The 26521-nt window shown below is 52.7% G+C and carries 27 protein-coding genes; 16 read left to right on the top strand and 11 right to left on the bottom strand.

The features are described 5' to 3' along the window. Positions 1-175: 175 nt before the first annotated feature. Both ACTVDO_RS15655 and ACTVDO_RS15660 read right to left on the bottom strand, forming a co-directional pair. Positions 176-730: a GNAT family N-acetyltransferase gene (locus ACTVDO_RS15655; RefSeq protein ID WP_020958676.1), complete on the bottom strand. Its 555-nt coding sequence runs from the start codon at positions 728-730 to the stop codon at positions 176-178. Between the two features lie 245 nt (positions 731-975). After that, positions 976-1893, bottom strand: a complete 918-nt coding sequence (locus tag ACTVDO_RS15660) for a TIGR01777 family oxidoreductase (RefSeq protein WP_442901829.1) — start codon at positions 1891-1893, stop codon at positions 976-978. Positions 1894-2003: 110 nt separating this feature from the next. Between ACTVDO_RS15660 and recX the strand changes: the two genes are divergently transcribed. Continuing rightward, a complete protein-coding gene (recX, locus tag ACTVDO_RS15665; protein ID WP_442901830.1) occupies positions 2004-2831 on the top strand; it encodes a recombination regulator RecX in 828 nt (275 codons plus the stop codon). 2 nt (positions 2832-2833) lie between these two features. Next, a complete protein-coding gene (locus ACTVDO_RS15670) occupies positions 2834-3172 on the top strand; it encodes a YfhH family protein (RefSeq protein WP_442901831.1) in 339 nt (112 codons plus the stop codon). An 81-nt stretch (positions 3173-3253) separates the two neighbouring features. On the opposite strand, the gene ACTVDO_RS15675 is transcribed toward ACTVDO_RS15670, so the two are convergent. The 5 genes from ACTVDO_RS15675 to fdhF all read right to left on the bottom strand — a co-directional run bounded on the left by ACTVDO_RS15675 (position 3254) and on the right by fdhF (position 8442). Further along, complete coding sequence (locus ACTVDO_RS15675; protein ID WP_020958680.1) at positions 3254-3415, bottom strand: YpzG family protein; 162 nt, start codon at positions 3413-3415, stop codon at positions 3254-3256. Between the two features lie 77 nt (positions 3416-3492). Next, a complete protein-coding gene (locus ACTVDO_RS15680) occupies positions 3493-3654 on the bottom strand; it encodes a small, acid-soluble spore protein K (protein ID WP_020958681.1) in 162 nt (53 codons plus the stop codon). 116 nt (positions 3655-3770) lie between these two features. Beyond that, positions 3771-4751, bottom strand: a complete 981-nt coding sequence (locus tag ACTVDO_RS15685) for a metal-dependent hydrolase (RefSeq protein ID WP_442901832.1) — start codon at positions 4749-4751, stop codon at positions 3771-3773. A 246-nt stretch (positions 4752-4997) separates the two neighbouring features. Continuing rightward, positions 4998-5486: a DUF1641 domain-containing protein gene (locus ACTVDO_RS15690; protein WP_020958683.1), complete on the bottom strand. Its 489-nt coding sequence runs from the start codon at positions 5484-5486 to the stop codon at positions 4998-5000. After that, entirely contained in the window at positions 5479-8442 is a 2964-nt protein-coding gene (gene fdhF / locus ACTVDO_RS15695; protein WP_442901833.1) for a formate dehydrogenase subunit alpha, read from the bottom strand. Before fdhF ends, ACTVDO_RS15690 begins: the two co-directional genes overlap by 8 nt. Positions 8443-8706: 264 nt before the next feature. Here fdhF and ACTVDO_RS15700 point away from each other — a divergent pair, with 264 nt between their 5' ends. The 4 genes from ACTVDO_RS15700 to mutY all read left to right on the top strand — a co-directional run bounded on the left by ACTVDO_RS15700 (position 8707) and on the right by mutY (position 12591). Continuing rightward, positions 8707-9054 carry a DUF2294 domain-containing protein gene (locus tag ACTVDO_RS15700; protein ID WP_020958685.1) on the top strand — a complete coding sequence of 116 codons (348 nt, stop codon included), beginning with the start codon at positions 8707-8709 and terminating at the stop codon, positions 9052-9054. Positions 9055-9318: 264 nt separating this feature from the next. Then, positions 9319-10110 carry a formate dehydrogenase accessory sulfurtransferase FdhD gene (fdhD, locus tag ACTVDO_RS15705; protein ID WP_442901834.1) on the top strand — a complete coding sequence of 264 codons (792 nt, stop codon included), beginning with the start codon at positions 9319-9321 and terminating at the stop codon, positions 10108-10110. Positions 10111-10126: 16 nt separating this feature from the next. Next, positions 10127-11392, top strand: a complete 1266-nt coding sequence (locus tag ACTVDO_RS15710) for an L-lactate MFS transporter (RefSeq protein ID WP_020958687.1) — start codon at positions 10127-10129, stop codon at positions 11390-11392. A 98-nt stretch (positions 11393-11490) separates the two neighbouring features. Further along, a complete protein-coding gene (gene mutY / locus ACTVDO_RS15715) occupies positions 11491-12591 on the top strand; it encodes an A/G-specific adenine glycosylase (RefSeq protein ID WP_200865283.1) in 1101 nt (366 codons plus the stop codon). On the opposite strand, the gene ACTVDO_RS15720 is transcribed toward mutY, so the two are convergent. Next, positions 12588-12812 carry a hypothetical protein gene (locus ACTVDO_RS15720; protein WP_020958689.1) on the bottom strand — a complete coding sequence of 75 codons (225 nt, stop codon included), beginning with the start codon at positions 12810-12812 and terminating at the stop codon, positions 12588-12590. The genes mutY and ACTVDO_RS15720 overlap by 4 nt on opposite strands. 59 nt (positions 12813-12871) lie before the next feature. Here ACTVDO_RS15720 and fabL point away from each other — a divergent pair, with 59 nt between their 5' ends. From fabL to nikC, 10 genes are all read left to right on the top strand, one after another. Beyond that, on the top strand, positions 12872-13621 hold the full coding sequence (fabL, locus tag ACTVDO_RS15725; RefSeq protein ID WP_020958690.1) for an enoyl-[acyl-carrier-protein] reductase FabL: 750 nt from the start codon (positions 12872-12874) through the stop codon (positions 13619-13621). 58 nt (positions 13622-13679) lie between these two features. Then, on the top strand, positions 13680-13880 hold the full coding sequence (locus tag ACTVDO_RS15730; RefSeq protein ID WP_020958691.1) for a gamma-type small acid-soluble spore protein: 201 nt from the start codon (positions 13680-13682) through the stop codon (positions 13878-13880). Between the two features lie 226 nt (positions 13881-14106). Further along, entirely contained in the window at positions 14107-14316 is a 210-nt protein-coding gene (locus ACTVDO_RS15735) for a YgaB family protein (RefSeq protein ID WP_020958692.1), read from the top strand. Between the two features lie 131 nt (positions 14317-14447). Then, complete coding sequence (gene ntdP / locus ACTVDO_RS15740; RefSeq protein WP_023817473.1) at positions 14448-14981, top strand: nucleoside tri-diphosphate phosphatase; 534 nt, start codon at positions 14448-14450, stop codon at positions 14979-14981. 71 nt (positions 14982-15052) lie between these two features. Continuing rightward, entirely contained in the window at positions 15053-16798 is a 1746-nt protein-coding gene (locus tag ACTVDO_RS15745; RefSeq protein ID WP_020958694.1) for an ABC transporter ATP-binding protein, read from the top strand. A 197-nt stretch (positions 16799-16995) separates the two neighbouring features. Then, positions 16996-18021, top strand: coding sequence for an ABC transporter ATP-binding protein (locus tag ACTVDO_RS15750; protein ID WP_442901835.1), 1026 nt, complete (start codon positions 16996-16998; stop codon positions 18019-18021). Then, positions 17987-19006, top strand: a complete 1020-nt coding sequence (locus ACTVDO_RS15755; protein WP_442901836.1) for an ABC transporter ATP-binding protein — start codon at positions 17987-17989, stop codon at positions 19004-19006. Before ACTVDO_RS15750 ends, ACTVDO_RS15755 begins: the two co-directional genes overlap by 35 nt. Beyond that, positions 19006-20607, top strand: a complete 1602-nt coding sequence (locus ACTVDO_RS15760) for an ABC transporter substrate-binding protein (protein WP_442901837.1) — start codon at positions 19006-19008, stop codon at positions 20605-20607. The genes ACTVDO_RS15755 and ACTVDO_RS15760 overlap by 1 nt, the downstream gene beginning before the upstream one ends. A gap of 71 nt (positions 20608-20678) precedes the next feature. Further along, positions 20679-21683: an ABC transporter permease gene (locus tag ACTVDO_RS15765; RefSeq protein WP_442901838.1), complete on the top strand. Its 1005-nt coding sequence runs from the start codon at positions 20679-20681 to the stop codon at positions 21681-21683. Positions 21684-21697: 14 nt separating this feature from the next. Beyond that, entirely contained in the window at positions 21698-22597 is a 900-nt protein-coding gene (nikC, locus tag ACTVDO_RS15770; RefSeq protein ID WP_020958699.1) for a nickel transporter permease, read from the top strand. A 13-nt stretch (positions 22598-22610) separates the two neighbouring features. Here nikC and ACTVDO_RS15775 read toward each other — a convergent pair whose 3' ends face one another. From ACTVDO_RS15775 to ACTVDO_RS15785, 3 genes are all read right to left on the bottom strand, one after another. Then, a complete protein-coding gene (locus ACTVDO_RS15775) occupies positions 22611-23690 on the bottom strand; it encodes an FUSC family protein (RefSeq protein ID WP_020958700.1) in 1080 nt (359 codons plus the stop codon). Between the two features lie 118 nt (positions 23691-23808). Then, positions 23809-24864: a hypothetical protein gene (locus ACTVDO_RS15780; protein WP_020958701.1), complete on the bottom strand. Its 1056-nt coding sequence runs from the start codon at positions 24862-24864 to the stop codon at positions 23809-23811. A gap of 255 nt (positions 24865-25119) precedes the next feature. Then, entirely contained in the window at positions 25120-26406 is a 1287-nt protein-coding gene (locus ACTVDO_RS15785) for a glutamate-1-semialdehyde 2,1-aminomutase (RefSeq protein WP_442901839.1), read from the bottom strand. Between the last annotated feature and the right edge of the window lie 115 nt (positions 26407-26521).

Here is a 26521-nt window from a genome sequence, read left to right on the forward strand (position 1 = left end):
CGCACCCTAGGTCTGTAAGATATCCACAAAACTGAAAAAGGATGTAAGGGATTTTGTCGAAAAATATTTTTTCGGCACCCCTGAGAGGCCGAAAAGCCTTGATATATCAACATTTCTAGAGGGAGGATGTCCGGACGGACAGCCTCTTTTTCGGTGGTTATGCGGCCCCCCGCGCTTACGCTTCTTTTCGTTGTTCCTCTTCCAGCGTGAAGGAGGGATGGCGCATCGTATAAAGGGTGTAGTTGTCTTTCGTAATTTCATACAAGTTGTACACATCCGCACCGATTTGCTCGAGCAACGCCCGCCGCGTTTCATTAGCCGGTGTCACATATGGCAGTTTTTCCGCCGCCTTAATCGAGCGGACATTGACTTTACGGATGCGCAAAAACACCGTTTCGATCGAAAGTTCGTAAAACAGTTCGTGGAAAAACGCTTCTTTCGCGCGGCGATTGTAACCGAGCCCGTGATACGGCTTGCCGAGCCATGTTCCCAAAAAGCCGGCGCCATCTTCGATATCAAAGAGGCTGATCGTGCCGATCGGGTTTCCCCATTCGTCCAAAATCGTGCGCGAAATGAGTTCGCCTCGTTCTTCCGCCTCGATGAGCTGTTTCGTCATGAACAAAAACTCTTCGTACGAGCCCGCTTTTTGGCGCACAAAAGGGAAGACGTCCGGGTGCATCATCAGCTCGTACAGCGCATGGCAATCCTGCAGCTCGCGTTTTTTTAGCATGGCCAATCCCTCCTTTGGATACCGAGGGCAGCCTCCTAGCGGGAAACCACCCTCGAAATTTTTTTATTAAAACTTCATTAAAAAAATTTCGGGGTGGGAATCGAACCCACTAGAACCAGCGCGAGCGCTGGTGGCGCACCATTTGCCTTCCCCTTACTCTTGTCTGTATGCGGTTATGAACAACAACTGCCTTGAAGTCTTCTTTATCATACACGATTCAATTTAAAAAGGGAATTGCTTTTTTGTTAATTTTTTTTGGATATTTTTTGTCGAGCGTCTGAAAAAAACAGGTCCGTGAGACAATCTTCCAACGTCGGAAACGAAAAGCGAAAACCGGCTTGCAGCAGCTTTTCCGGAATGACGCGCTGCCCTTCGGTAACGAGCATGCTCATTTCACCAAGAAGAAGGCGAAGTGCCCAAGCGGGAACCGGAAGCCAATGCGGACGGCGAAGCAGGCGGGAGACCGTGCGGCCGAACTCGCCCATTTGCACAGGATGGGGAGCGGTGAAATTGATCGGGCCGGACAATTCCTCGCGCTCGATGAGGAATGCGACCGCGCGCACGACGTCTTCAAGATGAATCCATGATAGCCATTGCCGGCCGTTGCCGATTGGGCCGCCTGCGAACAAACGATACGGCATAATCATCATCGGCAAAGCGCCGCCGTTTGGAGCGAACACAACGCCTAAGCGGGCATAGACGGTGCGGACGCCGAGCTGTTCGATGGGGCTCGCTGCTGCTTCCCACGCCTGAACGGTTTTGGCGAGAAAATCGCTGCCGTAATCGGTTGTGTGTTCCGTAAATGTCGTGGAGTCTGAGGTGCCGTAAATGCCGACGGCGCTGGCGTTGATGAATAAGATCGGCCGTTCGGACAGCGAGCGAATGTAGTTCACCATTGCCTCCGTTGCCTGCAGGCGGCTGTGAACAATCACCTCTTTTTGCTTTGCCGTCCATCGCTTCCGGTTGAGCGGCTCCCCAGCCAAATTCACGGCCACGTCGATGGCGGCCGGCTTCCGGTTATCGTCGAAGGAAAGGTAGTGAATGCGGTCTTCTGAAGATTTCGGAGAGCGGGTGAAAATGTAAATGTCATGTCCTTGACTGGAAAAATGGCGGGCGAGCGCCTGGCCGATCAGCCCGGTTCCGCCATTGATGGCGATGCGCATCGTTGTTCCCTCCTTATTATTTTATGGCGCGAACAGCGTTTTTTTCTCCTTTCGCCATCGATGCCGGAAGTTCCTTCTTTATGATACGATAAAGGTGGGGAGGGCGAACGATGGGAACGATTGTCGAAGTGAGGGCAACGAACGAAAATGCCGAGCGGTTTTGGCTTGTCATCGACCGCGGCTCTGAATCGCCGCTAAGGCTGGCAGTCGATCAAGATGTTGTGCTGCAGTTCCGCCTAAAAAAGGGGATGACGATCGACGATGCGCTTTTTCGCGATATCGTCTATGCCGACCAAGTCAAAAAAGCGTACCAACAGGCGCTTTACTTCTTGGCCCATCGGATGCGCTCGGAGCATGAGATTGTTGTACACTTAAGAAAAAAAGGCGCCGTTGATCCGGTCATTGAAGACGTGCTTAAGAAGCTCCGCGCTGAGCGGTATGTCGATGACGAGGCGTTTGCGGCCGCCTATGTGCGCACGCAAAAGAAAACGTCCATTAAAGGACCGCGCCTCATTCAGGCTGAACTTGAGCGGCTTGGCGTGCCCGTCCGTATTATTGAGCGGTGTTTAGCTGAATACACGTTCGACGAGCAGGCAGACGTTGCGCGTCTGCTTTATGAGAAAGTAAAAAAACAACAGCGGCCTGAGTCATTCCGCGCGTTTCAAGAACGGGTGAAACAGCAGCTTTTTCGAAAAGGATTTCCAAACAGCGTCATTGCTGCTGTATTGGCGGATGATACGGGCGCCACTGAACGGGAAGAGCGGGAAGCGTTGAACGTTCAGGCGGAAAAGGCGCACCGCCGTTATGCGCATCACCCGCGTCCGCTGTATGAGCAAAAAATGCGCCAAGCCCTTTATCGAAAAGGGTTTTCACTCGACTTGATCGACGAATGGCTGCGCAGACAAGACAACGATGAAAACCAAAAAGGGGGATCGTGATCATGAGAGAGGACCAAAAACGGTATAGCGAGATGACGGCGGAGGAGTTGCAACGGGAAATCGCCGTGTTGGCCGAGAAAGCGCGCAAGGCGGAGCAGATGGGCATGGTGAACGAATACGCTGTCTACGAGCGGAAAATGGCTATGGCAAGAGCGTATATGATGAATCCAGCTGATTTTCAGCCCGGTGAGATATACGAAATCGAGGGGGCACCGGGGGAGTATTTTAAGGTGCGCTATTTAAAAGGAGTGTTTGCCTGGGGCTGGCGGCTGAAAGGAAACGGGGAGGAAGAAGCGCTGCCGATTTCGCTGCTTCGCAAACCGAATTTGCCTTCATCATGACGGGCGGGCTCAATTTACAGCCGGACGGAAAGCGAGCTGAAAGGAAAAACTTAGGGGGGAACAACCCCCTAAGTTTGTTCGCTACGACTGTTTGCGTGTTTGCCGCTCTAAAATGATGAGATCGAGCGTTTGCTGTGTTTCGCCGTTTACTTGTGAGTGGGCATGCTTCGGGTTGGCCCATGGTTGTTGGAACGGATTTGAGTAAAAGTTGTCATAAAACGCCTTGCGCCGATGGTGACCCATGAGACCGTTCACCTCGCTGCGGAATGTGTCGGGGGGAGCAGACGGATGGTGCCATGCTCCCCCGGTTTTGATCATTATTAAAAGAAATCGCTTCGTTCACCCGAGGCGCGCATTCGTTCTTGCGGGTGGGTGTTGGTCGTGCCGTCGGCCCGCTTTGACGCATACTCGGCTTTGGCGCGCGGTTCGCCTTCGAACTTGTTGTTGTTTTGATTCGGGAAGTTGCGCTCTTTATTCCGCACGGCCCATTCCCCCTTTTGAGGCGTGCTCGTGTTGGATGGCCAACACGTATTCTTATTATGGAACGACAGACGGTGCTTATGTGTGCAAATTGTTGGGACCAAAACAAGCTGCGCTGTCAGTTTGGCGCCACCTCGAGCTTTTTCCGCAGCCTTCCTTCGCTGAAAATCCAACCGGTGTATGAGCTGACCATATTGAGGTCGCGGTCTAGCTGGACGACGGCCACAAACGGGTAGTATCCTTTGCTTCGATAGCGTAAATCGGTAAAACGCACTTCATAATAATCATCATACTCGTTCATTTCCCAACGGTACACCGGGGAAAAGGATAAAAAAGCAGCGACGTTTTCGTCGCGCTTGGCGGCGTTGATCACCGGGTGGTCGGGAAGCGGCCGCTTTTGGAAGCGGTCGAGGATGACGAGTCGGCCGCGCTTTACACGGGCGACGTAAAATTCACTGTCTGTCGAAATCGCTAAATGCCATTCGCGGGGTCGCCATGTCGGCACAGTAATGATGTCCGTCACCCCGTGTATAGAGGCGTGCACGAGCTGTTTAATGTTGGCTTGCTCGCGGAAGCGGAACACGTAATACGCGGCCACGAGCGCATAAACGGCGAGGAACGTATAACCGGGGTGGACGCCGAGAAACAGGGCGCCGACGCCGAGCAAATGAAGCACAAAAATGACCGGATCAAACGTATGAATGACGCCAAGGGCAATCCATTTTTTTGTAAACGGGCGCAACGCTTGCGTCCCGTAGGCGTTAAAAATATCGACAAACACGTGAAAGGCAACAGCCACAAACGTCCAAAGCCAAACGCGGAGCCAGTCCGTTTCCGGATAGACGGCGGCCATGATGCCGACGATCAACAGCGGCCAAATGACAACGGCAGGAATTGAGTGGGTGATGCCGCGATGGTTGCGAATATATTTGGCGTTATTGCGCAACTTTAAAATCGTATCGATATCGGGTGCCTGTGATCCGGCGAGCGTGCCGATGAGCACGGCGTGGGATAAAAATGGATCGTGGGCGATGGCGGGGTCGAGCGATGCTAAGCTGCCGAGCGCCACCCCCATTAAAACGTGTGTGCCTGTATCCAACGTCAAGGGCCTCCTTTGTCAGCGTCGTTTGTTAGTATATCCCGCCTGGGGCCGGGCCAATAACCGCTCTCTTGCCCAGCCGAGGCAAACAATGGTATGGCCATTGTACCATATGATGGCGACTGACGGCGAGGGACAGAATCACTAAAATCCGTTATCGACATATGGGCAGCAGCGGATGGTGTTTGGCAAACAAAACAGCGCCCTGCTTTTGCACAGGACGCTGTTGGTTTTGGGCGAGAGGGGTCAGTTGTCAGCTTCAAGCCGTTGGCCGATCGCTTTAAGCGCGGACAGAAAAAAGCGAATGGCGCGGTTTGTGTCCGGATCATTGAGCGCTTTAAATAGATCGAACAATCCAACCTTTTTGGTCTCGACTGCTGTCTGCTCGTACGCCTCCATGGCGCCGGCGGCGATATGCTCAAGCAATTTGGCCGTTTTTTCCGGGTCGAGCGAAGAGGCGAGGCCGGCCAAGGCGAATGCATGGTTGATCATGGTCGTCACCGGTTTTTGATTGAGCTGGCCGACTACGATTTTGGCCACATTTTCGCGCGACTTTAACAAAGCGTTGGCTGCCTCAAGCAAGCCGCTTTCATGAAGCTGCTCGATAATATCCAATAGTTCGCGGACCGCCTCTTCACTGTCGCCGACAGCGGCTTTTAGCTTTGCCAGCGCTTCCGTCCGCTTTTCCTCTTCGCTCATCTGGCGCTTTTGAATCGTGGTAATCGGTTTAGCCACCGACTTTCACCCCTTTTTCCTCGTCTGTGAGCGGCACGTAATCGCGGCGCTGCCATTTCCGTTCGACTTCAACGCCGTTTTGCGGATGGCGCCGTTTAAAGCGCGGATTCGTGCGCGGCAACGGCGTTTCTCCCGAGCGTTCGATCACTTCCATGCGCACGCGTGTTTGTTTGTAGGCTGGCGTATTTGTGCGATGGTCGGTTTGCGGCCCGGTCAAAATGTTAATGGCGCTCTCATTGGCCGTCGAATGCATCGGCAAAAACAGTTCGTTGCCTCTGACCCGGTCGGTGACAAGCACGCGCATTTTGACGCGTCCGTACGGGGAGATGAGCCGGACGAGCGCCCCGTCGTGAATGCCGCGCTCTTTGGCGAGCTCTGGTGACACTTCAACGAAAATTTCCGGGAACTTATGTTGAATACCTTTTGATTTGTACGTCAAGTTTCCTTCATGGAAGTGCTCAAGCAGCCGGCCGTTGTTCACAAGCAAATCGTACTCCTCCGGATATTGCACCGGTTCGACCCAATCAGCCAGCGCAAAGCGGGCTTTGCCGTCCGGAAAATTGAACCGTTCTTTGTACAACAGCGGCGTATCAGCGCCGTCATGGCTGCCCCAGCATAAGCTGTTCCAGCCTTCGAGCCGGTCGTAGTGCGCCTGTGAGTACAGTGGGGCGAGGCTGGCGATTTCATCCATAATTTCGTTCGGACCGGCGTAATGCCAATCGGCGCCGAGTCGTTTGGCAATTTCTTGAATGATCCACCAGTCTGGTTTTGAATCGCCGAGCGGTTCGAGCGCTTGATAAAACCGCTGAATGCGGCGTTCCGTGTTGGTGAACGTTCCCTCTTTTTCCAAGTTTGGCGCCGCCGGCAAGATGACATCAGCGAACTGCGCCGTTTTAGACAGGAAAATGTCTTGAACGACGACAAAATCAAGCTTTGCCAACGTCTCTTGCACGTGGTTGGCGTTGCAGTCGACAAGCGCCATATCTTCGCCGACGATGTACATCGCTTTCAGCTCGCCGCGCTCGGCCGCTTCAAGCATTTGAATGTTGTCAAGGCCCGGTTTCGCATCGATGCGGACGCCGTACGCCTGTTCAAATTTCGCCCGCGCCGCGTCGTCGGTCACATGTTGGTAGCCCGGCAGCCAGGAAGGGAGTGATCCCATGTCGCACGCCCCTTGGACGTTGTTATGGCCGCGCAACGGGAACGCGCCCGCCCCCGGACGGCCGTAGTTGCCGGTGGCCAACAACAAGTTGGAAATCGCCGCTGACGTATCGCTGCCTCCCGTGTTTTGTGTCACGCCCATGCCCCAAAGGACGCATGTGCCGTCCGCTTCATGGATCATTTCGGCGATGCGGATGAGATCGGCTTTGGTGATGCCGGTCACTTGTTCGGCATAGTCGAGTGTATATTTTTCCAAAAGTTGTTTAAACTCATCAAAGAAATGGACGCGTTCGCGAATGAACGCTTCATCATGCCAACCTTGGTCGATGATGTATTTCGTCACGGCCATCAGCCATACTTGGTCGGTGCCTTGTTTCGGACGGATGAACAAATCAGCCCGCTCAGCCATTTCATTGCGGCGCAAATCGGCGACAATAAGTTTTTGGCCAAACAGCTTATGCGCCCGTTTGACGCGGGTGGCGATGACCGGGTGCCCTTCCGCCGGGTTCGCGCCGATGATGATGACAAGGCCGGCCGAGGCGATGTCATGAATCGTGCCTGAGTCGCCGCCCATGCCGACCGTGCGGAACAAGCCGTCGGTTGCCGGCGATTGGCAATAGCGCGAACAGTTGTCGACGTTGTTCGTTTCAAACACTTGGCGCGCCAGTTTTTGCATTAAATAGTTTTCTTCGTTGGAAATTTTCGATGACGAAATAAACCCGATGGCGTTGCCGCCGTATTGCCGCTTGATCGCGCCCAGTTTTTCGGCGACGAGATCGAGCGCTTCGTCCCATGTCGACTCGACAAAGGCGTCGCCTTTACGGATGAGCGGTTTTGTCAGCCGTTCTTCGCTGTTGACGAAATCCCAGCCGAATTTTCCTTTAACGCATGTCGAAATGGCGTTGACCGGCGCTTCGGAAACCGGCTGGATTTTTAAAATCTTCCTCCCTTTCGTCCAGACTTCAAACGAACAGCCGACACCGCAGAACGTGCAAACCGTTTTCGTCTTTTTGATTCGCTGTTCACGCATGGCGGCTTCAATTTCGGAAACGGCGAAAATGGCGGTGTAGTTCGGCTCCACCTCTTTGACAAACTCGATCATTGGGTTGAGCACGTCCTTGTCCAGCCCTGTCATAAACCCGGCTTCGCCGAGCATCGATTTTTCCATTAACGCGTTGCACGGGCAGACGGTGACGCAATGTCCGCAGCTGACGCATGACGACTCGTTGATCGGCACCCCGCCGTCCCACACCACGCGCGGCCGCTCGGCGCTCCAGTCAATGGACAGCGTCTCATTCACTTGCAAGTTTTGGCACGCTTCCACGCATTGCCCGCAGGCGATGCATTGGTTCGGGTCATAGCGGTAAAACGGATGCGACATGTCGACTTCGGACGGGTCGACTTTCGGGCGGTACGGATACGTTTGATGTTCAATTTGCATCATTTCCGCGGTGTTGTGGAGCTTGCAGTTGCCGTTGTTGTTGTCGCACACTGTACAGTACAAGAGATGGTTTTCCAACAGGCGGTCCATCGCTTCTTTTTGCGCTGCTTTTGCCCGCGGCGAGCCGAGTTCGACGGTCATGCCGTCCTCAACCGGCGTCGCACAGGCGCGAAGAAGTGTTCCGTTAACTTCAGCGATGCACGTGTCGCACGTCTGAATGGCGCCAAGCTCCGGCGTGTAACAAACTTGCGGATGTGAGAGGCCGTGTTCATTGACGGCTTCTAAAATGGTCATCCCGGGCTTGGCGAGGTAGGCACGCCCGTTGATGGTGATCGTCACCATTTGCGCTTCCATGATCGTTCCCCCTTTGTCAAAATAAAAAACTCCACCCGCGACGAGACGAATGCTTCATCGTGGTGGAGTAGTTCTTTAGCATGGCGGTACTAAACAACCAACCCAGCATCTGCTAGAATCGTAGAAAAATAACAAGGCGACGTTCGGCCTTATTATTTTTCCACTATGTATACATTTGCTATGATTTATTATAGTATGGCCGGGTGGAGAACACAATGGATTCGCAAGAAGTTTTTCAAGCGCTGACGAAAGGATGGGGTGCGGATGTCAAAAAAGGAAGCCGCTTTCAACGATATTGTGCGCAAGGTGCGCAAACAGTTGTTTGGCAAAGGTCCGGAACGGATTAAAACGTATTTTGTCGATAACTTGGCGATTTCCATTTTGCACGGCAATTTGACGCCGACGGAGAAATTTATCGCCCGCACGCCGGAAGGACGGGACATGGTGCATGCGGCAAGAACAAAAATGATTCAAGACGTGTACGCCCAGCACGTGCCGGATGGCATGGAAGAGCTTGTCGGTTCGAAGCTGCTTCACTTGTTCAGCGACATTAAAATCGAGGAAGATATGGCCGTTTCGGTATTTGTGTTTGAAAAGCCGATTGAATTGTGACGATTTTGTGAACAAAAACAATTGTTTTTCGCCGCTGTTCATGATATGCTTATCAATAGATTCGCGATATGGAAAAGAGGAGAAGCCTTGCCGACTAAACGGTTTTGCCCGCTTGGCAGGCAGGTTTCGGAAACGGATGTGCGTTGGTTTCGCTGCAGAAATGCTGGGCGCAAACTACCGCCGCTTTTCGCAGGCAGAAGGATGATTCGCCTTCTGGATCGAAAGGCGGCGGTTTTATTTTGGACTAGGGAGGAGGGGAATTGGTTGGAAGGGGTTGCGGCAAAAAGAAGGACTATTGTCAAATACCGCAATGGGCAGCTGGCCGGCGAGGAAGATCAGATCGCGCTTGAGTTTCCGCTGACGGTGGTAGTCAATGGTGAGGAGTTTGCGACGATCGTCTGCACACCGGAGTATGTCGACGAACTTGTCACCGGTTTTTTGGCGTCTGAAGGGGTGATTCGTGTAAACGATGACATGAAAGGAATGACGATCGACGAAGACCGGGGTTTCGCGTATGTGGAACTCAGCTCGGGCGGACTGCCGGCGAAACAGTTTTACGCGAAACGATTCATCGGCTCATGCTGTGGAAAAAGCCGGCAATTTTATTTTTACAATGACGCGAAAACCGCTAAGACGATTGTTGGCGGCATTACCGCCAAGGCGGATGACTGTCTGCGCTTAATGAAAGCGCTGCACGAGCAGTCGCTTGATTTTGCGGCAACCGGCGGCCTTCATAATGCGGCACTGGCCACGCCTAATGGGATTGTCGCCATCCGCTCTGACATCGGTCGCCACAATGCGCTCGATAAATTGTACGGTTACTGCCTGCGCCAGCGGGTGGTGATGAAAGATAAGCTTATTGTATTCAGCGGACGCGTTTCGTCGGAAGTGCTCTTGAAAGTGGCAAAAATGGGCGTAAGCATTCTGTTGTCGAAATCGGCACCGACGACATTGGCGCTTGATTTGGCGGACGAACTTGGAATTACCGTTGTCGGCTTTTTGCGCGGACGGGAGTTTAATGTATATACGCATGAACATCGAATCGTAGTGGAATGAAGGGGGAGGAGAAGCCATGAAAAATCGTTGGCTTATTGCGCTTTCTGCTGTTGGCATCCATATCTCGATAGGATCTGTGTATGCATGGAGCAATTTTACCAATCCATTAAAACAGTTGTTTGGATGGTCCGATCAGGAAGTAGCGCTCACGTTCAGCATTGCGATTTTATTTTTAGGATTGTCGGCTGCGTTCCTCGGTCATTTTGTTGAAAAACATGGGCCGCGGAAATCTGGGCTGTTGGCTGCCATCTTCTTTGGCCTTGGAGTGACGGGTTCCGGCTTGGCTGTTGCGCTTGGCTCGAAATATCTCTTGTATTTGTTTTACGGCGTGTTGGGAGGAATCGGCCTCGGTGTCGGATACATTGCGCCAGTATCGACGCTTGTGAAATGGTTTCCGGATCGCCGGGGCTTGGCTACCGGGCTTGCCATTATGGGATTTGGTTTTGCAGCAGCGATCGCGAGTCCAGTCATGAACAGCCTTATTACTTCCGTGGGCGTGCAAAATACGTTTTTCATTTTAGGCGTTACATACTTTCTCATTATGACTGCGTCTTCTCTTTATTTGGAAAAGCCGCCAGAGGGGTGGCTCCCGGAAGGATTTAAGGAAAAAGTGAAAGAAGGAAAGGCTAAGCCTTTGCTCGATTTAGCGCAACTGACTGCCAACGAAGCTGTAAAAACAAGACGATTTTGGTATTTATGGATTATGCTGTTTATTAACGTTACATGCGGGATCGCCATTTTAGCAGTTGCCAAACCGCTGGCGGTGGAAAGTATCGGCATCAGCCAAACGGCCGCTGCGGCATTAGTGGGGGCTATTGGCGTATTTAATGGATTAGGACGCATCGGTTGGGCGTCGGCCTCTGATTATATTGGGCGTCCGAACACATATACCACATTTTTCGTCTTACAAATCGTCATTTTCTTCCTGTTGCCGAATGTATCGATCAAATGGTTGTTTGTCATTATGTTGACAATTGTCTATACGTGCTATGGAGGCGGCTTTTCCTGTATTCCGGCGTATATCGGCGATTTGTTTGGCACCAAACAACTGGGTGCGATTCATGGTTATATTTTGACTGCTTGGGCAGCGGCCGGGCTTGTGGGGCCGATGTTTGCCGCGTATATTAAGGACACGACCGGCTCTTATGAAGGTAGTTTGGCCTTTTTTGGCGGTTTGTTTGTTATCGCTTTCATCGTTTCATTGCTCGTGCGCACTGATATTCGCCGATTGCGCGCCCAACATGAGCAAATTGTCTATGTTTCTGCCGCTAAAGAAAGTTAAGAACGATTTCCTTCTGTATTTTCCCCGGCATGCGGCATGCCGGGGGTTTTTGGTATAATGGGGTGGACAATAGGCATCATGGAGGAAAGACAGTGAAAATCACAACGTGGACTAAACGATTTTCGGCGCGTGAGTTTCAGCGCGATTTGCTTGAGTGGTTCGCCCGTGAGCGCCGCGACTTGCCGTGGCGCCAAGACCGCGATCCATACAAAGTATGGGTGTCGGAAGTGATGCTGCAGCAGACGCGCGTCGAGACGGTTATCCCGTATTTTGAAAAGTTTATGGAACAGTTCCCGACGCTTGAGGCGCTCGCCGAGGCTGAAGAAGACGAAGTGCTGAAGGCGTGGGAAGGGCTTGGCTACTACTCGCGCGTCCGCAATTTGCACGCGGCGGTCAAGGAAGTGAAGGAGCGGTATGGCGGGAAGGTGCCGGATACTCCGGAGCAGTTTTCGAGGCTAAAGGGAGTCGGGCCGTACACAGTCGGGGCGGTGTTGAGTCTCGCCTACGGCGTGCCGGAGCCGGCGGTGGACGGCAATGTCATGCGCGTGTTGTCGCGGTTGTTTTTCGTGACAGACGATATTGCGAAGCCATCGACGCGAAAACGGTTTGAACAAATCGTCCGCGAAATCATGGCGTACGAAAATCCCGGGGCGTTCAACGAAGCATTGATTGAGCTTGGCGCCCTTGTTTGTACGCCGCGCCGCCCATCGTGCCTTCTTTGCCCGGTGCAATCCCATTGCCGGGCGTTTGCTGAAGGGGTGCCGGAGGAACTGCCGGTGAAAACGAAAAAAACAGCGGTTAAACAAGTGCCGCTCGCGGTCATGGTGCTGATTGACGAAGGAGGACGCATTCTTATCCGCAAGCGCGATCATACCGGTCTGCTCGCGAACTTATGGGAATTTCCGAGCTGTGAAATGAACGGTGAAGGCGATAAAGAGACATTGGAGAAGATGTTTTTGAATGAGCAAGGTTTCAAGATCAAGCTTGAAGAGCCCATCGCTTCATTTGATCATGCTTTTTCCCATTTAGTTTGGAAGCTGACCGTATTTTATGGACATTTGCTTGACGGCGGGCGGGTGGAGAAGCCGTATCGGTTGGTGTCAGAAAGGGAGTTGGAGGCATACGCATTTCCCGTGTCGCATCAGCGCGTTTGGCGCGAATATAAAGAACAGGCAGGCGACGCGCGCCGCCTGCCTTAATCAGGCACCGCCATCGTGCCGTTTGTATACGTCGCTTCGCGGCGCCCGAGGCCGCCGCGCGCTTCGATTTCCTCGATAATTTCACGGTAAATCGTTTGCCCTTCGACGTTTAAATACGGAGCGATTTGCTGGAATGAATGGTGAAAGTGAGCGAGCTCATCGTCCGTCCATTCCGTTTTCGGGATCATGGACAGCTCCGTCATATCGCGGCCAACGTACATAGGCTGCGCCTCCTTCGCGATGGAATTCGGCTATATTATACGTAAAGGGGCGGAAAAACATGAGTGGAAAAGTAGCGGTCGTAACAGGAAGCAGCCGCGGCATCGGCAAAGCCATTGCGCTGCGGCTGGCGCAAGAAGGATACGATATTGTCGTCAATTATGCCCGCAGCAAAACTGCGGCTGAAGAAACGGCGCGCGCCATTGAGGCGCTTGGGAGAAAAGCGCTCATTGTAAAAGCCAATGTAGGGGACGTTGAGAAAATCCGGGCGATGTTTGCCCAAATTGATGAAACGTTCGGGCGGGTCGATGTGCTCGTGAACAACGCCGCCTCCGGCGTGCTGCGCCCGGCGTTGGAACTTGAGGAGACGCATTGGAACTGGACGATGAACATCAACAGCAAAGCGCTTCTCTTTTGCGCTCAAGAGGCGGCGAAACGAATGGAGCGAGTCGGCGGCGGAAAAATCGTCAGCATCAGCTCGCTCGGGTCGATCCGCTACTTGGAAAACTACACGGCTGTCGGTGTTTCGAAGGCGGCGCTTGAAGCTCTCACGCGGTACCTGGCTGTCGAGCTGGCACCGAAAAATATCGCCGTCAACGCCGTTTCCGGTGGGGCGGTCGATACGGAGGCGTTGAACCATTTTCCGAACCGCGACGAGCTGCTCGCCGATGCGGCGGCCAATACCCCGGCCGGGCGCCCGGTCAAGCCGGATGATCTTGTCAATGCGGTGTTGTTTTTATTATCAGATGCAGCCGAGATGATTCGGGGACAGACGATCATTGTTGATGGCGGAAGATCTTTACTTTTATAATGCCGGCGGATAGAACGGCTGCCTCCCGGGCATAGTAAGGCATGTGGAGGTGAGAACAATGGCCAAACAACCGAACAAAACATTCGCTGGCACGAACATTCAAGAAGTAAGACAACAAAATGCACAATCGGCTCAAGCGGCTCAAGCTACTCAAGCTGGTCAGTTCGGCACCGAGTTTGCGGCTGAGACGAATGTGCAGCACGTAAGACAACAAAACGCGCAAGCGGAAGCCCGCAAGGCGCAAAACGTCAACCAATAACCAGTCTTGACGGATGGCCGGCGCCGCCGATCGCCAATAGCAGCGCATGCTGCCAAGAGAGCGCAGGCAACAGGCCGGATAGGGAAGGCAAAAAGCAGGGGCAGCACGCCTCTGCTTTTTTGTCGACAAAATCTTCCATCCCTCTACATGATTAGTGAAAGGATTTGAAAAGTTTGGCCGCGAAATGATAAAGCAGATGACAGGACAAAGGGGAAGGGAGAATAGGATGAGCATGGAACAAGTTTGGATGGAAGATTGGGAAGAAGCGCTGTTTTTGTGGCATGAAATGGAGCGCTGCCGGGAGATTGTCCGCCAGTTGGATGAACTCGAACGCGAAGCGCCGACCTCTGCTCTTCGCGAGGAAGTACGGCAAATGAAACGGCAAGTGGAAGACATTCGCCGTGCATTTCTTGGGCGGATGTCGTCTGGTGCTTGAAGCGGCGTCCGCATGGAATGCGCGCTGCCCCACCCGGCCGCTTCGACGGGGCGGTCCACTTTTCTTTTCATTTATGAAAGGAACAAGGTATAATAGGGGAAGAAGCTCCCAGCGGAAAGTAGGGAAGAATGATGCCAGCATACCCTCGGGAAGGGAAAATCATTCAAATCCATAGCTACAAACATAATGGGACAATTCACCGCATTTGGCAGGAAACGGTCGTGTTAAAAGGGACGCCATCGTATGTGATCGGCGGCAACGATAAGACGCTTGTCATGGAAGCAGACGGCCGGACGTGGGTGACGCGCGAGCCGGCGATTTGTTTTTTTCATGCCAAGCACTGGTTTAACATTATTGCCATGATCCGCGAGGACGGAGTGTATTATTACTGTAATTTAAGTTCGCCGTTCGTTTGGGATGAGGAAGCGCTCAAATACATCGATTATGATTTGGACATTAAAGTGTTTCCGGATATGACGTACATGTTGCTCGATGAGGATGAGTACGAACGGCACCGCCGCGAGATGCACTATCCGGATGTGATCGACCGCATTTTAAAAAACAATGTCCATAAGCTCGTTGGCTGGATTCAAGAACGAAAAGGGCCGTTTGCGCCCGAGTTTATCGACAAATGGTACCCGATGTTTCAAGCTTACCAAAAATAAATAGCGGCACGAAAAAAGCCTGTTCGGCACCGCTGACAGGTTTTTTCTGCTTTTTCAAGGGGGAAATCGCCATGGGCAGCATCCGCCGATATTGGCAGTTTGTCCGTCCATACCGTTGGCATATTGCCGCAACGATGGTAATCGGCATTGTGAAGTTCGCCATTCCGTTGCTCATTCCGCTGCTGTTGAAGTTTGTCGTTGACGATGTTATTGCCAACCGCATGCTATCGCTTGAAGAGAAGACAACCCGCCTTTGGCAGGCGTTGGCGGGGATGCTTGTCATCTTTCTGATCATCCGCCCGTTTGTCGAGTATTATCGGCAATATTTTGCCCAATGGACGGCAAGCAAAGTGCTGTATGACATTCGCCAGCAATTATTTCGCCATATGCAAAAGCTGAGTTTGTCGTATTACGCCAACCACCGGACGGGGGAAGTGATTTCGCGCGTCATTCACGACGTCGAGCAAACAAAGGAGTTTATTGTTACCGGACTGATGAATTTATGGCTCGATATGGCCACGATCTTGATCGCTTTGGCGATTATGGTGAACATGGATGTCAAGATGACGCTCGTTTCCATAAGCACGCTGCCGCTTTACGCGTTTGGGGTCAAATATTTTTTTGGTCGCCTGCGCCAACGCACCCGCCAGCGCTCGCAGGCGCTTGCTGAGCTGCAAGCGTATTTGCATGAGCGAGTGCAAGGAATGCCGGTTGTGAAGAGTTTTGCGATTGAAGCTGAGGAGCAACGCCGTTTCTCGAAACAAAACGGCCATTTTTTAGCGAAGGCGCTCAGCCATACGAGCTGGAACGCCAAATCGTTCGCCGCGGTCAACACGATTACCGATATCGCACCAATCGTTGTCATCACTTATGCGGGTTATGAAGTAATTACGGGGCAAATGACCATCGGTACAATGGTTGCCTTTGTCGGCTATATCGACCGGCTGTATACGCCGCTGCGCCGTCTCGTTAACGCCTCGACGACGTTGACGCAGTCGTTTGCCTCGATGGACCGTTTGTTTGAGTTTTTGGATGAGCGGTACGACATTGCCGATATGCCTAGGGCGGTTGAATGCCGTGATGTGCGCGGAGAGATTGTGTTTGACGGCGTTACGTTTTCTTATCGGCAGGAAGATCCTCCGGTGCTTCGCGATGTGTCGTTTTCCGTTAAGGAGGGAGAAACGGTGGCGTTAGTCGGCCCAAGCGGCGGTGGCAAATCGACGTTGGTGAGTTTAATCCCGCGCTTTTACGATGTGACCGGCGGCCGCATTTTGCTTGACGGCGCCGATATCCGCTCGTTTCGCGTCCGCAGCTTGCGCGATCATATCGGCATTGTATTTCAAGACAGTTTTTTGTTCAGCGACTCGGTGAAAGAGAATATTTTGCTTGGAAAGCCGGATGCGACCGATGAGGAGGTGGTCGCCGCGGCCAAAGCGGCGAACGCCCATGAATTTATTATGAGTTTGCCCGATGGCTATGATACGAAAGTCGGCGAGCGCGGCGTCAAGCTTTCCGGTGGGCAAAGGCAGCGGATCGCCATCGCCCGCGTTTTCTTGAAAAACCCGCCGATCTTGATTTTTGACGAGGCGACTTCGGCGCTTGATTTGGAAAACGAGTACTACATTCAAGAGGCGCTCGAGCGGCTGGCGAAACATCGGACGACATTTGTCGTCGCTCACCGCCTGTCAACGATTACTCATGCCGACCGTATTTTGTTCATCGAGAATGGGCAAATTGTCGAAAGCGGCACGCATGAGGAGTTGATGGAAAAGAGAGGAAGCTATTATCATTTGTTTACGATCCAGCAGTTGCAGTAGTAGGCAAAAATATTAATGTTATTGAAAAAAAGATAAAAAAGCGGCTTTATCTTGGATAAACCCGTTTTTTTTCTTTTTAGTCTTTTTTAATAATTTTAATTTTTTATAATATTATATTGTCTTGTGAAGAAAGGCATGGCATAATTTTTCACAGAGGGAAAAGATTTCACTGCGTTGATTGGCAAGGGGGCGAAGAGATGGCACAAGCGCCTTTATTGGAAGTGCAGGGGCTGCGAACATCGTTTTTCACGGACGAGGGGGAAATCCCGGCCGTGGACGGTGTCGATTTTTTCATCCGCGAAGGAGAGGTGCTCGGCATCGTCGGTGAATCGGGGTGCGGCAAAAGCGTCACATCACTATCGATTATGGGGCTGCTGCCAAAAGGAATCGGCAAAGTGATGAGCGGCTCCATTTGGTTTAAAGGCGAGAATTTAGTTGAAGCTTCCGAGCGGCGGATGAAGCAAATTCGCGGCAATGAAATCGCCATGATTTTTCAAGAGCCGATGACTTCGCTCAACCCGCTATTTACAATTGGGAACCAACTCGTTGAGGCGATCCGTCTTCATACGAACATCGGAAAAAAAGAAGCGAAAGCGCGGGCGGCTGAGATGCTCAAACTCGTCGGCCTGCCGCGCGCGGAACAGATGTTGGACGAATACCCGCACCAGCTGTCAGGGGGGATGCGCCAACGCGTCATGATTGCTATGGCGATGGCGTGCCGACCGTCCCTCTTGATTGCGGACGAACCGACGACGGCGCTCGATGTGACGATTCAAGCGCAAATTTTGGCGCTGATGAAAGAATTGAATCAGACGTTCGGCACAGCGGTGATGATGATTACCCACGACTTGGGGGTTGTCGCTGAACTATGCGACCGCATCATCGTCATGTATGCGGGCCAAATCGTGGAGGAAGGGACCGTCCAGGCGATTTTTCGGCGGCCTCAGCACCCTTACACCGCCGGTTTGATCCGCTCGATCCCGGATATTCGCGGCAAAAAGGAGCGCCTCTATTCGATCCCTGGTCAAGTGCCAAGGCCGGGAACTGTCCGCCGCGGCTGTCGGTTCGCCGAGCGGTGTGAATATGCGGTTGACCGCTGCCGCCAAGAAGATCAGGAGCTTTACGAAACGAGTGAACAAGGACACCGTGCCCGCTGCTTTTTGGCGTTAGAGAGGGGAGGGGCAGCCGATGAGCGAACCGTTGCTCGAAGCGAAAGGGCTTAAAAAATATTTTCCGATTACCGGGGGGATTTTTGGAAGGCGAGTTGGGACGGTCAAGGCGGTCGATGATGTGACGTTCACCGTGTACCGCGGTGAGACGCTCGGCATCGTCGGCGAATCAGGCTGCGGCAAGTCAACGACGGGTCGAATGTTGCTGCGGCTCATTGAGCCGACGGACGGTTCGATCATATTTGAAGGAAAAAATGTAACCGCTTTAGCGAAAGCGGAGTTGCGCCGGCTGCGGCGCGATATGCAAATGATTTTTCAAGATCCGTTCGCTTCGCTCAATCCGCGTCATACGGTTGAAAAAATTTTGGAAGAGCCGCTCATCGTTCACGGCATTGGATCGAAAGAAGAGCGGAAGCAGCGGGTGCGGGAAATGCTTGAGGTGGTCGGACTCGGTTCGTATCATGCAAAACGCTACCCGCACCAGTTCAGCGGCGGCCAGCGCCAACGCATCGGCATCGCGCGGGCGCTCATGACCAATCCGAAGCTGATCATTGCCGACGAGCCGGTTTCGGCGCTTGATGTTTCCATTCAAGCACAAGTGCTCAATCTGCTTGAAGATTTGCAAAAGCAGTTTGGCCTTACATACATTTTCATTGCCCATGACTTAGGAGTGATCCGCCATATTAGCGACCGGGTCGGCGTCATGTATTTGGGACGAATGGTCGAACTGGCGGACAGCGAATCGTTGTATGAATCACCGCAGCATCCGTATACAAAGGCGCTTTTGTCTGCTGTACCAATTCCGAATCCTGATCATGAAACAGAACGACAGCTGCTTTCCGGCGATTTGCCGAGTCCGGTCAATCCGCCGCAAGGATGCGCGTTCCATACCCGTTGTGCATTTTGCATGGACATTTGCCGTGAGCGTCGTCCGGAATTGAGAGAAGTAGCCGACGGACATTACGTTGCCTGCCATTTATACGAACCGGCGGATGAGCAACGTAGTGATAGATCAGTCAAACATAAGGGGGAGATGTGATGAGGAGAAAATCATGGTTCAAGTGGATGGGGCTGTTGCTGGCGTTTCTGCTTGTATTGGCCGGCTGCGGCAAGTCGAAAGAAACGGCGGGAGGCGGCGAAAAGGCGCCGGTCCAAGACACGCTTGTTTATGGGCGTGGCGGCGACTCCGTGTCGCTTGACCCGGCGACCGTGACCGATGGCGAATCGCTGAAGGTGACGAAAAACATTTTTGATACGCTGCTTGACTACAATGACAACGATACGTCTGTCAAACCGGCATTGGCGACAGAATGGACGATTTCCGAAGACGGGCTGACGTATACGTTCAAGCTGCGCCAAGGGGTGAAATTCCACGATGGCACTGATTTTAATGCGGAGGCAGTCGTCTTTAATTTTGAACGTTGGGCCAATGGCAACGCTGACACGTTCCCGTATTATGGATCGATGTTTGGCGGCTATAAAAATGACGAAAGCCATGTGATCAAAGAGGTTAAGGCGGTCGATGAATACACGGTGCAGTTTGTGCTGAAGCGTCCGCAAGCGCCATTCTTGAAAAACATCGCCATGACGCCGTTTGCCATTGCCAGCCCGGCGGCGGTTGAAAAATACGGCGACAAATTTGGGGAACATCCAGTTGGCACCGGACCGTTCGTCTTTAAAGAATGGAAGCGGAACGAACGGATCGTGCTCGAGAAAAATAAAGATTATTGGGAAACAGGTTATCCGAAGCTGAATCAGCTCATTTTCGTATCGATTCCGGATAACTCAGCGCGTCTCAATGCGCTGTTAAAAGGCGAAATTGACATCATGGAAGATTTGAATCCAACCGACTTAAAACAAGTGGAAGGGAATCAAGAGCTGCAAATTTTTAAACGCCCGTCGATGAACGTCGCTTACGTCGGGTTAACGGCGACGAGAGGGCCACTGAAAAACAAACTGGTGCGTCAGGCATTGAACTATGCCGTTGATAAAAAAGCGATCATTGATGCGTTCTACGCCGGCCAGGCCGAACCGGCGAAAAATCCGATGCCGCCGAGCATCCCGGGTTATAACGACGCCATTCAAGACTATCCATTTGACTTGGAAAAGGCGAAACAGCTGTTGGCGGAAGCCGGGTACCCGAATGGATTTGAAATCGAGCTTTGGGCAATGCCAGTGCCGCGCCCGTACATGCCGGACGGACAAAAAATCGCTGAAGCCATTCAAGCGAATTTCGCCAAAATCGGCGTGAAAGCGAAAATCGTAACATATGAATGGGCGACCTATTTAGACAAGCTCGCTAAAGGAGAGGCGGACACTTTCTTGCTTGGCTGGACGGGCGACAACGGCGACGCGGATAACTTCTTGTACGCGCTCCTTGACAAAGACAGCATCGGCAGCAACAACTACACGTATTTCGCGAATGATGAACTGCATACCATTTTAGTCGAAGCGCAAACAGTGAGTGATGAAAACAAACGGAACGAACTGTATCAAAAAGCGCAAGAGATCATTAAAGAAGAGGCGCCATGGATTCCGCTTGTCCATTCGACTCCGCTGTTGGCCGGCAAGGCAAATATTCAAGGATTTCATCCTCACCCGACCGGCTCAGACAAGTTTACGAAGGTCGAATTTCAATAATCGACCAAGAGAGGGGAAGGAACTCATCCTCCCCCTCTTTGTTTCCGCATGTTCAAGGGAGGGAGATTTGGATGTTATCGTATGCCGTCCGAAGGGTGCTGATGATCATTCCGGTGTTATTCGGCATGTCGCTTATCGTGTTTTTCATGATCCGCGCAATCCCCGGCAATCCGGCGCAAGTGATTTTGGGGCAAAAGGCGACGAAAGAAGCAGTGGCTGCCTTGACGCATAAGCTCGGATTGGACGAGCCATGGTATGTGCAATATGCCAACTATGTTGGCGGACTGTTGCGCGGTGATTTAGGCGAGTCCATTCGCACCGGCGCCCCCATCGCGGAGGAAATTTGGCCATACTTGGCAGCCACGATCGAGCTGTCGTTTGCAGCGATGCTTATTGCGGTGTTCATCGGAGTGAACGCCGGCATTATTAGTGCCTGGTTTCAAAACTCGTGGTTCGATTATAGTGCGATGGTGCTGGCTCTTCTTGGGGTTTCGATGCCGATTTTTTGGCTCGGGCTGATGGAACAATGGCTGTTTTCCATCCAATTGGACTGGTTGCCGACGTCGGGCCGGGAGAACGTGCGCAATCCGATCGAGCCCATCACTCATTTCTATTTGCTTGATGCGTTGCTGGCAGGGGATACGGAACAGTTTTGGCAAGTCGTGCAGCACCTCATCTTGCCAAGCGTTGCCTTAGCGACCATCCCGATGGCCATTATTGCCCGCATGACGCGTTCAAGCATGCTCGAGGTGATGAAATCGGATTACATTCGCACGGCTAGAGCGAAGGGATTAAGCATGTTTTGGGTTGTGTACAAGCATTCGTTAAAAAACGCCGTTATCCCGGTATTGACGGTGATCGGCCTGCAGACAGGGCTATTGCTTGGCGGAGCGATTTTGACTGAAACGATCTTCAGCTGGCCCGGCATCGGCCGCTATATTTACGATGCGATCGGGTACCGTGATTATCCGGTCATCCAATCAGGTATTTTGATTATCGCCGCCATTTTTATTTTCATCAACTTAATTGTCGACTTGCTTTATGCGGCGATTGATCCGCGCATTAAGTACAATTAGGGGAGGGGGAGCATATGGCGGAATTGGCGCGCACACCGGCAACGTCACCGGCAGCGGTCGAAGAAGAAAAGACCGTTTCGCTATGGGGAGAAGCGTGGCAGCGGTTTCGGAAAAATAAGATGGCCCTTGTCGGGGCAGGGATCGTCCTGTTTTTTATTGTTATCGCCATTTTAGCACCATGGTTGGCGCCGTACGATTACAAAGAACAACAATTGGCCGAGCGGCTGCAGCCGCCTTCTAGCGAGCATTGGTTTGGGACCGATGATTTCGGCCGCGACATTTTCTCCCGCGTCATTTACGGGGCCCGCATTTCGCTATGGGTCGGATTTGTTTCCGTGCTCGGATCGATCGTTGCCGGTTCATTGCTTGGCATTGTCGCCGGCTACTATGGGCGTTGGATCGATGGAATCATTTCACGCCTGTTTGATATTATGCTGGCGTTTCCGAGCATCTTATTGGCGATCGGCATCGTCGCCGTGCTCGGTCCCTCTTTGCAAAATGCCCTCATCGCCATCGCGGTTATTAACGTGCCAAACTTCGGGCGGTTAATCCGGTCGCGGGTGTTAAGCATTAAACAGGAGGAGTATATTATGGCGGCCAGAGCGATCGGCATGAGCGATTGGCGCATTTTGTTTCATCATATTTTGCCCAATAGCTTCACCCCCATTATCGTGCAAGGGACATTGGCGATCGCGACGGCCATTATCGAGGCGGCGGCGCTTGGCTTTTTAGGGCTCGGGGCCCAACCGCCGAACCCGGAGTGGGGAAAAATGTTGTCTGATGCCAAAGACTTCTTGACCCAGGCACCATGGACGATGATTTTCCCGGGGTTGGCCATTATGTTGACGGTGCTCGGGTTTAACTTAATGGGCGACGGGCTGCGCGACGCGCTTGACCCGCGGATGAAAAACTGAGACAGGCGGCCTGCTAGGAGCGGCCGCCTGCCGACTTTTCGAGCCGTTTGGCCAATTCGTCATCGTAATGGTAATGGTGAAAACTATCAATTAACTTGTCTAAATGCTCAAGCCGGTCTCCATAATCAATGATTGCGCCGATTAACGAAAATAGGCGGTAATCGGAAGGCGGCTGCCCGTCGGCGTAAAACATAGAGGTGAGCCGCTCCCGTTCACGATCGATGCCTTCCACCCATACGTGATGGGGAAGCGGCTTCGCTTGATGGACAAACTTCAGCAACATCTGCTCATGGTACCCAACCAAGCTGCCAAGATGCAGGCAGATGGCGTGGTGAAACGGGTCAGGCAGGCGGCCCAACTCATTCTCAAGGCGATGGAGCCATTTTAATACGGACAGCGCCCGGTCGGCTGAGGCGATCATTTGCCGATACAGCACAAGCTTGCGCGACTTTTGGAAGCGTTGGCGCCGAAAATAGGTGCGTTCTTCTTTATACATCAAATACAAGTGCTCCAGTTTCGTCATTTCCTCGTGCAACGTTTCGATCTCGTCCTTTAAGTGATGATGATCGGCCGCCTGCTGTTGATAAAGGCGGATCCATTTCAAAATTGCTTCTGTCTCATCGCGAATTTTTTCGTACAATTTCTTTTCATACTTGGGCGGCAAAAAAATCAAGTTGACAAGAAAGGCGGCGAAAATGCCGAGCATAATGGTTAAAAAACGGATGGCGGCAAACTCGATAAACTGGCGTTCTGTATATTCCATAATCGCGATGACGGTCACAAGCGCCACCGAAATTGTCGACGATTCAAGGCGCATTTTTAGGCAAAGAGCGATCACAATCATGAGTGTCAAGCCGACGATCAGTGGATCGCGACCGAGGATAAGAACGGCGACGATCGCGAACAAGGCGCCGATTACGTTCGCTTGCACTTGTTCGATTAACGATAAATACGAACGATAAATGGTCGGCTGCATGGCGAACACCGCGGAAATGCCGGCGAACACCGGAGATGGAAAATGAAAGAGCGCTGCTAAAAATAAGGCAAGTGCCACTGCGATCCCCGTTTTAAAAATGCGGGCACCGAGCTTCATCTATGGAAACCTCTCCTTTTTCGTTTTCGTAGACCATTCAGTACTATACACACTTTTAGATATGAGCGCAAGGGAAAAAATATAACGCCCTGCCGAAAACGGCAGAGCATTGAAAAGGTCAAAAGGCGATCGGGGTATCGGCGGTGCGCCGATTGGAGAGACGGGCACTCACTTCTTGACGGAAACGGGCGCTGTCAAGCCACCGCATTTGCCCGGCAGCAGAGCGGATGAGCGCTAGCGGCTGCCCCGGAGCCAACGGTTTGGCAGTATTGTCATACGGCTCGGAGGCGATGAACAAACGGGAAGGAGTGTCCGTTTTCCAAAGCGTCCCGTCTGTGCCCGCAATCCATATGGCTTCCTGTTCTGAGCTGGCCGCAAATAGCACTTGTGTTTGTTTCAGAGACGCCAAGCCGTCTTGCTTGGACACATCCGGCGCAAAAGCGAATCCGGCTGCCTCGATCAGGCTGTAGCCGTGGTTATAAATGAGCGTTTCGACTGCTGAGGCGGGTGTTTCAGCGCTATGAACAAGCATGCCGGCTGAACCGAGACGCTTATAGCGAAGGGGGGCATCGGCTTGCCCGACATAGGCGAACACGGAAGCTGAGGCGAGAAATGGATGGGATACATCCGGTTCGCGCAGCAGTTCGGCCGGTGTGGTAGCTTGATAGACGACATGGACGTGGCTGAGCGAGGCGATGCGAACGTGCGGATCGCGTTCCATTGCAGCCGTCAGCCGAAACAAACGATCCGGTAAGGAAAACACATCACACGGCAACATGGCGATTTGCCAAAACAAAGTGTTTTGATCGGCGGATGGCCGGATGGATTCGAAAAGAAGGACGAAGCCAAACTGTTTGCAAAGTTGGCGAAGATGCACCTGAACCGGCTTAACATCAGCCGAGCGGGAAATGTGCACATGGCCGACAGTGAAATGATCGTTTGTCGCAATTTCTGGGTTTTGTCCGGCATTGGCGAGTTTCTCCATCCATAGTTTGCGCGGGATGTCCAGCTGGATGACGGCGCTTTCTTTGGCCGGATGATTCCATTGAACAAGTGTCTGAAGGACAGCTTGAACATGCTCGTTGGTTGGGATGTTCCGTTTTTCCACTGCCGCCAACAACAAGGCACCGCGTTGTTCCACTCCGTTTGGCGAACGATATGCGTGTTGCTCCATGTATATTAGGCGCGGTCGAGAGGGCGTTCCTCCGTCAGCGCCGGTCACCTCCCCCAATGGCTTACTGGATGAAAAATGACAGTCTTAATTTTCAGAATTTGTTGTTTATCATACCATGCGGGCCGCGGGAAATCAATCGTCCCTTACCGTGTAGAGGCCTTGTTCACAAAATTGTCAACAATCGCCAAGCAGAAATCAAACAGTGCCCGCTTCATGCGGACACTGTTCGGTGATTGCAAAGAAAGGATCCGACGCTTATAGCTGCCGGAACGCCTTGCCGACCGCCTCGATCGTATAGGCGATGTCGTCTTCCGTATGGGCGAGGGTGATAAACCATGCCTCATATTTCGATGGTGCGAGGTTGATGCCTTGTTTGAGCATCAGTTTGAAAAACTTGGCGAACATCTCGCCGTCGCTGCGCTGGGCCTGTTCGTAGTTCTCCACTTTTTCGTCCGTGAAGAACACGGTAAGCGCGCCTTTTAACCGGTTGACGGTCACCGGTAGGCCGCATTGGCGGGCGTGGGTGATGATCCCCTCCTCAAGCATGGCGCCGAGTCGGTCGAGATGTTCGTATACACCGTCTTGCTTCAGCACTTCCAGGCAGGCGATGCCGGCAAGCATCGACGCTGGATTGCCGGCCATCGTCCCGGCTTGGTACGCCGGTCCGAGCGGAGCGACTTGTTCCATAATGTCCTGGCGTCCGCCGTACGCCCCGATCGGCAGGCCGCCGCCAATAATTTTTCCCATCGCCGTCAAGTCAGGCGCCACACCGAGCAAGTTTTGCGCCCCGCCGTACAGGAAACGAAAAGCGGTGATCACTTCGTCGTAAATGACGAGCGCCCCGGCTTGATGAGCGATGTCGTTCACCGCTTCTAAAAATCCGGGTTTCGGCAAGACGATGCCGAAATTGCCGACGATCGGCTCAACCAATACGGCGGCGACTTGTTCGCCCCAAACATTCATCGCTTCACGGAATGAATCGACATCATTGTACGGCACGGTAATCACTTCTTGGGCGATGCTTTGCGGCACCCCGGCCGAGTCCGGCGTCCCTAATGTCGACGGCCCCGAGCCGGCGGCGACGAGCACGAGGTCGGAGTGGCCGTGGTAGCAGCCGGCAAATTTGATGATTTTGCTGCGGCCGGTATAGGCGCGGGCGACGCGGATCGTCGTCATCACCGCCTCCGTCCCCGAGTTGACAAACCGGACTTTTTCGAGCGATGGAATCGCTTCTTTTAACATTTTCGCAAACGTAATTTCGTGCGGCGTCGGCGTGCCATACAGCACGCCGGTTTCGGCGGCGCGGCGGATGGCCGCAGCGATGTGCGGGTGGGCATGGCCGGCAATAATCGGCCCGTAGGCGGCCAAATAGTCAATGTACTTGTTTCCGTCCACATCCCAAAAATACGCTCCTTGCGCCCGCTCCATCACGACGGGGGCGCCGCCGCCGACCGCTTTATACGAGCGGGACGGGCTGTTTACCCCGCCGACGATGTGCTGGAGCGCTTCTTCATACAATTGTTCCGATTTTGTCCATTGCATCGTTTCATCCTCCTGTTCCCGATGACTGCCCCTTTATTTTACCATAGCGCCCTAACTCGTCTGGAAAAACAAAAAAGGTGAAAATAACAACGATTTATGTATAATTGCAACATAG

The organism is Geobacillus sp. BK01, assembly GCF_052220245.1.
In the GTDB taxonomy this organism is placed as follows: Bacteria; Bacillota; Bacilli; order Bacillales; family Anoxybacillaceae; genus Geobacillus.

Excerpts from the sequence above, each read along its gene's own strand:
- ntdP (WP_023817473.1), top strand. The coding sequence starts at position 14,448 with ATGCCAGCATACCCTCGGGAAGGGAAAATCATTCAAATCCATAGCTAC.
- ACTVDO_RS15780 (WP_020958701.1), bottom strand. The coding sequence starts at position 24,864 with ATGGAGCAACACGCATATCGTTCGCCAAACGGAGTGGAACAACGCGGT.
- ACTVDO_RS15660 (WP_442901829.1), bottom strand. The coding sequence starts at position 1,893 with ATGCGCATCGCCATCAATGGCGGAACCGGGCTGATCGGCCAGGCGCTC.
- ACTVDO_RS15710 (WP_020958687.1), top strand. The coding sequence starts at position 10,127 with ATGAAAAATCGTTGGCTTATTGCGCTTTCTGCTGTTGGCATCCATATC.
- fdhF (WP_442901833.1), bottom strand. The coding sequence starts at position 8,442 with ATGGAAGCGCAAATGGTGACGATCACCATCAACGGGCGTGCCTACCTC.
- ACTVDO_RS15735 (WP_020958692.1), top strand. The coding sequence starts at position 14,107 with ATGAGCATGGAACAAGTTTGGATGGAAGATTGGGAAGAAGCGCTGTTT.
- recX (WP_442901830.1), top strand. The coding sequence starts at position 2,004 with ATGGGAACGATTGTCGAAGTGAGGGCAACGAACGAAAATGCCGAGCGG.
- ACTVDO_RS15730 (WP_020958691.1), top strand. The coding sequence starts at position 13,680 with ATGGCCAAACAACCGAACAAAACATTCGCTGGCACGAACATTCAAGAA.
- ACTVDO_RS15755 (WP_442901836.1), top strand. The coding sequence starts at position 17,987 with ATGAGCGAACCGTTGCTCGAAGCGAAAGGGCTTAAAAAATATTTTCCG.
- ACTVDO_RS15675 (WP_020958680.1), bottom strand. The coding sequence starts at position 3,415 with ATGGGTCACCATCGGCGCAAGGCGTTTTATGACAACTTTTACTCAAAT.
- nikC (WP_020958699.1), top strand. The coding sequence starts at position 21,698 with ATGGCGGAATTGGCGCGCACACCGGCAACGTCACCGGCAGCGGTCGAA.
- ACTVDO_RS15775 (WP_020958700.1), bottom strand. The coding sequence starts at position 23,690 with ATGAAGCTCGGTGCCCGCATTTTTAAAACGGGGATCGCAGTGGCACTT.
- fabL (WP_020958690.1), top strand. The coding sequence starts at position 12,872 with ATGAGTGGAAAAGTAGCGGTCGTAACAGGAAGCAGCCGCGGCATCGGC.
- ACTVDO_RS15785 (WP_442901839.1), bottom strand. The coding sequence starts at position 26,406 with ATGCAATGGACAAAATCGGAACAATTGTATGAAGAAGCGCTCCAGCAC.
- ACTVDO_RS15750 (WP_442901835.1), top strand. The coding sequence starts at position 16,996 with ATGGCACAAGCGCCTTTATTGGAAGTGCAGGGGCTGCGAACATCGTTT.
- ACTVDO_RS15765 (WP_442901838.1), top strand. The coding sequence starts at position 20,679 with ATGTTATCGTATGCCGTCCGAAGGGTGCTGATGATCATTCCGGTGTTA.
- ACTVDO_RS15760 (WP_442901837.1), top strand. The coding sequence starts at position 19,006 with ATGAGGAGAAAATCATGGTTCAAGTGGATGGGGCTGTTGCTGGCGTTT.
- ACTVDO_RS15670 (WP_442901831.1), top strand. The coding sequence starts at position 2,834 with ATGAGAGAGGACCAAAAACGGTATAGCGAGATGACGGCGGAGGAGTTG.
- ACTVDO_RS15655 (WP_020958676.1), bottom strand. The coding sequence starts at position 730 with ATGCTAAAAAAACGCGAGCTGCAGGATTGCCATGCGCTGTACGAGCTG.
- ACTVDO_RS15720 (WP_020958689.1), bottom strand. The coding sequence starts at position 12,812 with ATGTACGTTGGCCGCGATATGACGGAGCTGTCCATGATCCCGAAAACG.
- ACTVDO_RS15745 (WP_020958694.1), top strand. The coding sequence starts at position 15,053 with ATGGGCAGCATCCGCCGATATTGGCAGTTTGTCCGTCCATACCGTTGG.
- ACTVDO_RS15700 (WP_020958685.1), top strand. The coding sequence starts at position 8,707 with ATGTCAAAAAAGGAAGCCGCTTTCAACGATATTGTGCGCAAGGTGCGC.